Origin of the sequence: Streptomyces sp. NPDC052109, from assembly GCF_040680195.1 — a bacterium.
Classification (GTDB): Bacteria; Actinomycetota; Actinomycetes; order Streptomycetales; family Streptomycetaceae; genus Streptomyces.
Window position 1 is genome coordinate 1 of the sequence record NZ_JBFAWF010000052.1, and the last position, 9,683, is coordinate 9,683.

A 9,683-nucleotide genomic window follows, 5' to 3' on the forward strand; every position below is an offset into this window, starting at 1 on the left:
CCGGTGTCGGACCGTCCGCGCCGGGCCGGTGTGTCGTCCTTCGGTATCAGCGGCACCAACGTGCACACGATCATCGAAGAGGCACCGGCAGAGGAGCCCGCACCGGACTCGGCAGCGAGGCCGGCCCCGCTCCTGCCCCTGGTGCTCTCCGGCGCCACCCCCGAGGCACTGGCCGCCCAGGCCGCCCGGCTGCGTGCGGTCGCCGACCGGCCCCTGCCCGACCTCGCCCGCTCCCTGGCCACGGGCCGGGCCGCTCTCACCCACCGGGCCGCGGTCGTCGCCCGCGACCGGGACGAACTCCTGGCCGCGCTCACCGCGCTGACCGACGGCACCCCCGCCGACACCGTCGTCCGGGGCCGGCCCGCCGGCGGCAAGGTCGCCGTCCTCTTCACCGGCCAGGGCGCCCAGCGGGCGGGCATGGGCCGCGGTCTGTACACCGCCCACCCCGCCTTCCGACAGGCACTCGACGAGGCCTGCCGGGCGCTCGACGCCCACCTCGACCGGCCGCTGCGGGACGTGATGTGGGCCGAGCCCGGCACCGAGGACGCCGGCCTGCTCGACCACACCCTCTACACACAGAGCGCCCTGTTCGCCGTCGAGACCGCCCTGTACCGGCTGCTGGAGTCCCACGGCATCCGCCCGGACTGGCTCGCCGGCCACTCCATCGGCGAACTCACCGCGGCGCACGTCGCCGGCGTGTGGGACCTGGCGGACGCCGCCCGGCTGGTCGCCGCACGCGGCCGGCTGATGCAGGCGCTGCCCGCCGGGGGCGCGATGCTCGCCGTCGACGCCACCGAGGAAGAGGTGCTGCCCCACCTCGGCCCCGAGGTGTCCGTCGCCGCCGTCAACGGGCCGCGCGCGGTGGTCGTCTCCGGCACCGGGGCCGCCGTGGAGGCCGTGGCCGCGGCGTTCCCCGGCCGCCGTACCAAGCGGCTGCGGGTCAGTCACGCCTTCCACTCCCCGCTGATGGACCCGATGCTCGCGGAGTTCGAGAAGACCGCCCGTGAACTGCGGTACGCGCCGCCCACCCGCCCCGTCGTCTCCAACGTGACCGGAGCGCGCGCCGGCGAGGACGAGCTGTGCGACCCCGCGTACTGGGTCCGGCACGTCCGCGAGGCCGTCCGCTTCGGCGACGGCGTCCGCACGCTGGAGGCCGACGGAGTGCGCACCTTCCTCGAACTCGGGCCCGACGCGGTCCTGTCGGCCATGGGGGCACACGCCGTCGCCGACGCCGAGGGGCCGGTCTTCGTCCCCGTGCTGCGCCGCGACCGCGACGAGGAGCGGACCCTCGCGACCCTGCTCGGCGCCGCCCACGTGCGCGGTGTGACCGTCGACTGGCAGCGGGTGTTCGCCGGCACCGGTGCCCGCCGCACCGACCTGCCGACCTACGCCTTCCAGCGGCAGCGGCTGTGGCTCGACGACGCGCCCGGTGCCGCCACCGACGCGGGCGGTCTCGGCCAGTCGCCCGCCGGGCACCCCATGCTCGGCGCCGCCCTGGAGCTGGCCGGTGACGACCGGGTCGCCCTGACCGGCCGCCTGTCCCTCGCCACCCATCCCTGGCTCGCCGACCACGCCGTCGCGGGCGTCGTCCTGGTCCCGGGCAGCGCCTTCGTCGAACTGGCCGTCCAGGCGGGCGACCGCACCAACTGCCCGCAGGTGGACGAACTCACCCTGGAACGGCCCCTGGTCCTGTCCGAGCACGGCGCCGTCCACCTCCAGGTGGCCGCCGCGGCCCCCGACGCCGACGGCCGCCGCCGGCTGACCGTGCACGCCCGCCCGGAGGGCACGGACGGCGAGTGGACCCGGCACGCCACCGGCGTCCTCGCTCCGCGCACCGCACCCGAACCGGCCGCCGCGACCGCCTGGCCGCCCGCCGGGGCCGTACCCGTGGACGTCACCGGCACCTACGACCACCTGGCCGAACAGGGTTACCACTATGGGCCGTTGTTCCGCTGCCTGCGCGGCGCGTGGCGCCTCGGCGAGGAGGTCTGCGCCGAACTCGCCCTGCCCGACGACGGCGCTGCCGACGGCTTCGGACTGCACCCGGCGCTGCTCGACTCCACGCTGCACGCCATCGACCTGCTCGACGGCCAGGACCCGACCGTGATGACCCTGCCCTTCTCCTGGGAGGGCGTCACCCTGTACGCCACCGGCGCCACGGCGGTGCGGCTGCGCCTGACGCCGCACGGCACCGACCACATGACCCTGCGGCTGTACGACGGCGCGGGGGCACCCGTGGCCGAGGTGACATCGCTGCGCGTCCGCCAGGTCACCGCCGAGCAGCTGAACGCGGCGGCGCCGGCACCCGGAGAACTGTTCCGCGTGCGCTGGACGCCGGTGCCGGCCACCGCCGGAGGCGACGCTCCCGCCCCCCGCACCCTCGCCGTCGGCCAGGCCTCCGGCGCCGATCTGCCGACGCTGGCCCGCGAGACCGCCGCGCAGGCACTCGCCGCGCTGCGCAGGCACCTCGCCGACGCACCGGACGACGCTCCGCTGGTGATCCTCACCCGGTCCGCCGTAGCCGTCCACGCCGACGACGTGCCCGACCCCGCGCAGGCCGTCATCTGGGGCATGGTGCGGGCAGCGGCCGTCGAGCACCCCGGCCGGTTCGTGCTCGTGGACACCGACGGCGACCCCGCCTCGGCCGCAGCGCTGCCGGCCGCCGTAGCCACCGGCGCGCCCGAACTCGCCCTGCGGGCCGGCACGGCGTACGCGCCGGAACTGGCCAGGACCGCCGAGACGGAGACCGCCGAGGCACCGGCTCTGGACCCGGACGGCACGGTCCTCGTCACCGGTGGCACCGGCAGCCTCGGCCGACTGCTGGCCCGGCACCTGGTCACCCGGCACGGCGTTCGCCGTCTGCTGCTGGCCGGGCGCGGCGGGCGCCTGCCCGAGCCCGACGCCCTGGACGACCTGGCCGCCCTCGGCGCGACGGTGACCGTCGCCGCGTGCGACGCCACCGACCGGGACGCGCTCGGCGCGCTGCTCGCGTCCGTGCCGGCCGAGCACCCGCTGACCGCCGTGGTGCACGCCGCGGGCGTCCTCGACGACGGGTTGCTCACCGACCTCACCCCCGAACGGCTGGAGGCGGTCCTGCGGCCCAAGACCGACGCCGCCTGGCATCTGCACGAGCTGACCCGCGACCTCGGGCTCGCCGCGTTCGTCCTGTTCTCCTCCGCGGCCGGCACCCTGGGCGCGGCGGGCCAGGCCAACTACGCCGCGGGAAACGCCTTCCTGGACGCGCTGGCCGCACGGCGCCGCGCGGAGGGGCTGCCCGCCCTCTCGCTCGGCTGGGGACTGTGGGACACGGGCGAGGGCATGGCGGCCGGGCTCGGCGAGACCGAGATGCGCCGGCTGGCCCGCGACGGCATCCTGCCGCTGCCGGCCGACCGGGCGCTGGCCCTGTTCGACCGGGCGCTGACCGCCGACGGCACCCGTGCCGCCGACCGCGCACTGCTGCTGCCGGTCCGCGTCCAGGTCACCGACGACGCCCCCGCCCTGGTGCGGGGCCTCGCCCCGGCGGCCGTACGGCGCACCGCACGTGCGACCACCGAGGCGCCGGGGTCCGCCGAGGCGCTGCCCGAGCGGCTCTCCCGGCTGAGCGGTGCGGACGCCCTGCAGTTGCTGGTGGAGACGGTCTGCGGACACGTCGCCGACGTCCTCGGACACGGCGCGGGCGGTGCCGTCGACCCCCAGCGGTCCCTGGGCGACCTGGGCGTGGACTCGCTGGCCGCCCTGGAGCTGCGCAACCGGCTCAGCGCCGACACCGGCCTGAGGCTGTCCACCACCCTCACCTTCGACTACCCGACCTCCGACGCCCTCGCCCGGCACCTGTTCGACGAGCTCGGCGGGGACGCCTCCGGTGACCTCGTCGACGTCGAGGCCGAAGTCGTCCGTCTGGAGGCGGTGTTGGGAGCCGCGCTGGACTCGCCCGTGCTGGACGATGAGCAGCGGGCCAGGGTGGCGGCACGGCTGCGCACCCTCACCGCGCGGTGGGACGGCACGCAGGAGTGGCGGGAGAGCGGGACCGGGCACACCGACGGCGACGGGCTGGAGACGGCGAGCGCGGACGAACTCTTCGGCATCCTCGACGACGAACTCGGCAGCTTCAGCTGAGCCGCGCGTTCGCGACCCGAGGGCCCGGGCGCCCCGCCAGGTGTCCCGGGCCCGCCGCATGTCCGTGGACGCCCGGGTGCCCTACGGCCGACAGGGCGCGGCCCCACCGGTGACACCACCGGTGGGGCCGCGCCCTGTTCCGTGGACGCCGGGGCGCCCGGTTCGCTCAGCCCGCGGACGAGTGGGTGCTCGCCCAGCGGTCCGACAGCTTCGGGATGCGGTGCTCCAGCATCTTCGAGGGCAGCTCCGAACGGCTGGCCACGTTCAGCTTGCGGTAGACCCGGGTGAGGTGCTGCTCCACGGTGCTGATGGTGACGTGGATGCGGGCGCTGATCTCGCGGTTGGTGTACCCGAGCGCGGCCAGCCCGGCGACCCGGCACTCCGCGTCGCTGAGGATGGCGGGACCGTCCTCGGACTCGGAGCTCTCGGGCCGTACCGGATCATCCAGCAGGTGCGCGTCGACCGGCGACTCGATACGGCAGGCCTCGGCCTCTCCCGCCGCCTGCCGCGCCACCAGACGGGCCCGGGCGTACTCGCCGAGTTCGTAGTGCGCCGCCGACAGGTCGGCATACGCCTGGGCCAGCGCGTACCGGTCCCCGCACGCCTTGAGCAGGTCGATCGACTCGCGCAGCAGCGAGGCCCGTCGGTGCGGCTTGCAGGTCGCGGCCAGCAGCCGCAGCGCCATGGCCCGGGCCCGGGAGCTGTGGCCTCCGGGCAACTGCAGCTGCTCCTCGGCCCACTCCCGGGCCGTGCGGGCCTTGCCGATCCGCAGGTTGGCCAGGGCCAGGTCGGACCGCCAGGGGATGCCCTTCTGCAGACTGGGATTGCCTTCCCGCAGCAGCCGTCCGCAGGTCTCGAAGTCGTTGAGCGCCGCGAAGGGCCGGTCGGTGGCGAGATAGTGGTGGCCGCGGGCACGCAGGTACTGGATGCCGAAGACGGTGCGGAACATCGGCTCCGGCACATCGTGACCGAGCAGTTCCTCGGCCTCTGCGTAGGAGCCCATGGCGGTGAGCGCGGCGATCGCCGTCGACAGCGGGAGTCCGATGAGAACTCCCCAGCTCTGGGCGCCCAGGATACCGAGAGCGGCGAGCGCGCCCTGCGAGGCCGTGGTCACGTCCCCCTGGAGCAGGGCGATTTCGGCGCGGATGCTGCCCAGCAGGGCCCGCCAGGTCGTCGCCCCTCGTTCCACGGAGCACTCCAGCAGCGCGTCGCAGGCCTCGGCGGCCATCGCGGGCCGGTCCGCGTGGGCGATCGCCAGGAGCGACATCGCGACCAACTCCAGGTTGAGATGGTCCAGTTGGTGCCCCTGAAGGGCCTGCGCGACGGCCGCCGCCGACTCGTCGGTGGCTTCACCGCCGATGAGCGCCGCCACCCGTGTGGCCAGGCCCGTGCTGTCGGCCCGCACGTGACGGCGACGCGAGTCGAGGCCGGCGACCGGGGCGCCCTTGCCGGGAAGCGCCACGCCGTAGAACCACTGGCGTACGAACTCCACCTCGGCGATGATCTGGGCGTCGCCGGGCGAGTGCGCGTGGACGAGGCTGGCGACGGCCTGGGCGGCCAGCTCGGTGTCGCCCTGCCACAGCAGATAGCGCAGGACGGTGGCGGTGTCCCGCATACCCAGGTGGCCGTCCAGCGCGGCCTTGCGCAGCGACTCCAGATGGGGGCCGGCGGCCGCCGGGTTGGTGCGCCACTCCGCGCGGGCGAGCGCCACCGACAGTGCGTTGCGTTCGCGGTCGTCGACGCAGTCGCGCAGGACCAGGCCCAGGTAGTCGGTGCAGCGTTCCACATCGTCCGCGGCCAGCGCCTGTTCCGCGGCGGCGCGGAGGATTCCCGGCCCCCAGCCGTCCGGGACGAGGCCGGCGGCATGGAGGTGACGTGCCACCTCCACCGCCGGCGCGCCGGAACGATACAGCAGATGGGCGATCCGGCCGTGCAGCTCGGTGCGCTCGACGGCTGCCATGTCCTCCAGGACCGTCGCGGCGGCGGTCGGGTGCCGGAAGGCGTAACCGTCCAGCAGACCGGAGGAGTTGAGGGCGTCGACGGCTTCCTGGGTGCCGGCCGGTGTGGTGCCGGTCAGCTCGCCGAGGGGGACGGTTCCCGCCGCGGTACCGAGCGCGGCCAGGGCCCGCGCCACCCGGACATGCCCCGCTTCGCCGCGGTGCAGCAGTGACAGTACCGCCTGGCGGTAGGCGGCGCCGGCGATGGGCCGGCCGATCTCGGGGCCGTAGCGCGTGCTGTCGTCCAGCAGGGCGTGCACCAGCAGGGGACTGCCGGCGGTGGCCCGGTGGTAGGCGCTGCGGACACTCTTCGGCAGGGGCCGTCCGGCCTGCGCGGCGAGCAGTTCGCCGAGGCTGGCCTCCGACAGGGGCGCCAGTCGCACCCGGCGGTGTGGCTGGCGGAGGAGGTGTGTGTGCGCGGGGGAGCGTATCTCGCCGAAGTGTCCTGAGGTGGCGCACACCGCGAGCACCCGCCGGAAGCGGCTGCGGCGCAGCAGGTGGACGATGGTCTGTAACGAGGCCCGGTCCATGGCGTGGGCGTCGTCCACGGCGATGACCAGGGGCCGCTCGGCGCCCCCGAGGCCGAGGAGGAGCTCGGCCGTCTCGGCTGCGGCGGCCGGGTGCGCCGCCTGGCGCCCGGGACCGTCGGGACGCCGGTTTTCCGCCGGGGAGTTCATCGCGGGTGGGGCGTGGCGTGACACCGTGTACTCGGCCTCCGCGTTCCGCAGTAATTGCCGCACGAGGCTCATCGGCTGATCCTGCTCGGTCGCACAGGTCGTACCGGTCAGTATGCGCGCATCGGTGCTGTTCAGCGTCGTGAGGAATTCGTGCACCAGTTGGGTCTTGCCGGATCCTGGGCCGCCTGTGACGATCACCAGCCGGCCGTGTCCCCGTGTGCTGTCGTTGAACGCCTCACTCAGGACCTGTAGTTCTCTCGAACGGCCGAAAAGATGCATCGCGGGTTCCCCCCTGAATCCTTTTCCGAATGAGGTTCCGCCCCGTTTCCCAAGGGACGGGGCGGTGTTGTGCGGCGGTGCGAGAGAAAGTTTGTGACTGCGTCGGCACTGTCACGAAGGCGGCGCGCCGGACTTTCCCCGGGCCTGGCGAGCGGCTCCTGACGGTCTGCAATACGGGGGCGAAACGGGACGATCAGGCCTTCCGGGCCGACGTGACCCGGCGCCGGACGGGTGACCGCCCACCGCTGACGTCGCGCATGCCCTCCGTCCGTCTTCGGGCGTTCCTGCCTGCACCGCGAGAGGCGCGTCGCATCCTGTGGTCCCCTGTTGTGTCGCGCACGCGGGCGGACTTCCCACGCTGGTCGCATTGATGTGCCGGCTCTTACCGCTGGTACACCCGCGCGTGGTCCGAAAACCCTGGACCGAATAATTTCGGTCAATGTCTGGCTGAGTTTGTTTCGCGTGGTCCGCGGCTTTGCCGGTCGAGTGCCGAATGCAAATTAAGTGCCCATATCAGAAAGGAACGCTATCTGTCCAGGCCAACGTTGTCAACTGCGGTCTTCTGATGCCTCTTGCCTACTCGCCGGATCGTCCGACGGGACGTCCTTTTACCGTCCTGTGATTTACCGGATGGTTAAGGAAAGGATCCGGGCGCGGTCAATCGTGACTTCGGTCACGTGAAAGCGCTTCCTGTGCCCGTTCGGGCAACGGTCATTGCCCTGGGGGCCTCTGACTCTTAGGAATACTTTTGGAATGCCGTCACCGTCGCGCACCCGCCTGGGGTGATGTGGGCGGCATGAAATGCGCCAGGTTCAGTGTGCCCGAAAATGTTCCGTCGTCAACAACGTGAGCATCAGGGGCCGTTCTGCCTGCGGTTGCGTGGAAGGAGGCCCGGCGGCCGGGGCGGTCCCGTGCCGGGGAGGGCGTCGTTTTCCGGCCCGAGGCGCGAGAAGGCGGGCGGAGCGGGACCGTGGCGGGCCCTCGGGTGTGACATCCCCTGACGTCCTCGGCCCGATCGCGCCGTCGGGGCGGGTGACGACGAGCCGGCGCCGAGGGGAGCCCGCCGGACCCGCTCCGGCTCGCTTCTCCATCACCCAGTGCTTCAACCTGGGCCGCCGGCCACGCCCTCCAGCCCGCCCCGGACACCGCGTTGACCCGACTTCCCGGCCGAACCCCGGCCGATCGGCACCCTCCTCGGTGAGTGGCAGCGCGACGCCGGGAAGATCCGGAACGCCTGATGGCCGTCCTGACCGCCCCCGCACGAAAGCCCTCGGCCCCGCGTGCCCGTGAACGGCAGCCCGGCCCGGGCCAGGCGCACATCGCCCCTGGTGCTCGCGTTCGTGCTGGTCCCGCGACTCGCCGAGACACTGGGGGCGCTCCGGCGCGCCCTCCAGGGCTCCACGTCGCCCTCACCCGCTGGGACGGCGTGGTGCCGTGGCCGCCCACCACGGCGAGACCCGGCTCTTCGGCAGCCCCGAGGACACCGACTGCGGGTCGCGGTACGACCGCGGCGACCGCACGGCCGTGGCCGCCCGGACCAACCTGGGCGCCGCCCCGCTCGTCCCCGGATGCCCCGGCCGGTTCCGTGTGTGGGGACTGGACCCGGCGCCGCACCATGGCGACGCACGGACCAGGCCGACGTATTGCGGAGTCCGTCTGCTGCACTTGGTCTGCCGTTCGCATGGAGCGCCGACCACGACGCCGGCCTGGTCGTGCCGGCACGCCGGTGAAGCACATAAGTTTCTGCAGGAACCGCATACACGAGGGAGTCGAACGCCCCGATGGACCGGCCGGCACGAAGCCGCGGCGCCCGGCTCACCGGCCGCACGGCCTGGTCAGCGGAGCGGCCTCCGGCATCGGAGCCGCGACCGCCGCACGCCTCGCCGAGGAAGGAGCCGCCGTCGTGCTCGCCGACATCGCCGAGGAGCGCGGCACGGCCGTGGCGGAGCGGATCGGCAAGGTCGGCGGCCGGACCAGGTCCGTGGCCGCCGACATCGCCGACGAGGAGGAGGGCCGGGCACGGATCGTCGCCGCCGCGCACGCCCCGGGCCCCTGGACGTCGTGGTCTCCAACGCCTACACCGTCGATGTCCGCCCCGCCCACGGGCTGCCGCCGCCAGGACTGGGCATTCCCGGCCACCCCGCCCACGCCGCCGCCAGGGGCGCCCTGCTCCCCCTGTGCGGCCAACTGGCCGTCGAATACGGTCCCGAGGCCCGCGTCGCACGCCGTCGTACCGGGCCCGATCCTGACCGCGGCCTGGGACAGTGTGTCCGAGGCGGACCGGGAGCGCAGCGTCCTGACGGCGGCCCACCGCTTCGGCACCCCTGAGGAGCAGGCCGCCGCCATCGCCTTCCTCGCCGCCGACGAGGCCTCCTGGAGCGCCGACAGGGCCTCCGCATGACAGCGCCGACCGCGCACCGAACACAGCAGAAAGGCTCTACGACATGACGCCCTACGCCCGCCGCGGCGTCCACGGCCAGACCGTGGAGGCGCTCGCGCGCCGCATTCTCGGCGGCGACATCCCCGAGGGGGCCACGCTCGACCTGGTGGCGCTGCAGAGTGAACTCGACGTCAGCCTCACCGCCCTGCGCGAGTCCCTGAAGGTGCTCGCCGC

3 protein-coding genes and 1 pseudogene are annotated in these 9,683 nt (G+C 74.0%); 3 read left to right on the forward strand and 1 reads right to left on the reverse strand.

What is annotated here, in order from left to right; genetic code table 11:
• Nucleotides 1–4,116: type I polyketide synthase (locus tag AB0L59_RS42065; RefSeq protein WP_365593447.1), on the forward strand; the 4,116-nt coding region annotated here is incomplete at its 5' end.
• Nucleotides 4,117–4,282: 166 nt separating this feature from the next.
• Here the strand turns inward: AB0L59_RS42065 and AB0L59_RS42070 are convergent.
• Nucleotides 4,283–7,069, reverse strand: coding sequence for an AAA family ATPase (locus AB0L59_RS42070; protein WP_365593450.1), 2,787 nt, complete (start codon nt 7,067–7,069; stop codon nt 4,283–4,285).
• A gap of 1,681 nt (nt 7,070–8,750) precedes the next feature.
• Here AB0L59_RS42070 and AB0L59_RS42075 point away from each other — a divergent pair.
• A complete protein-coding gene (locus tag AB0L59_RS42075) occupies nt 8,751–9,470 on the forward strand; it encodes an SDR family oxidoreductase (RefSeq protein WP_365593452.1) in 720 nt (239 codons plus the stop codon).
• Nucleotides 9,471–9,513: 43 nt separating this feature from the next.
• Nucleotides 9,514–9,683, forward strand: a pseudogene (locus AB0L59_RS42080) (GntR family transcriptional regulator); the annotation flags it as partial.

What these genes read in the sequence shown, in the direction of transcription:
- AB0L59_RS42070 (WP_365593450.1), bottom strand. Translation starts at nt 7,069, where the DNA reads ATGCATCTTTTCGGCCGTTCGAGAGAACTACAGGTCCTGAGTGAGGCG.
- AB0L59_RS42075 (WP_365593452.1), top strand. Translation starts at nt 8,751, where the DNA reads ATGGAGCGCCGACCACGACGCCGGCCTGGTCGTGCCGGCACGCCGGTG.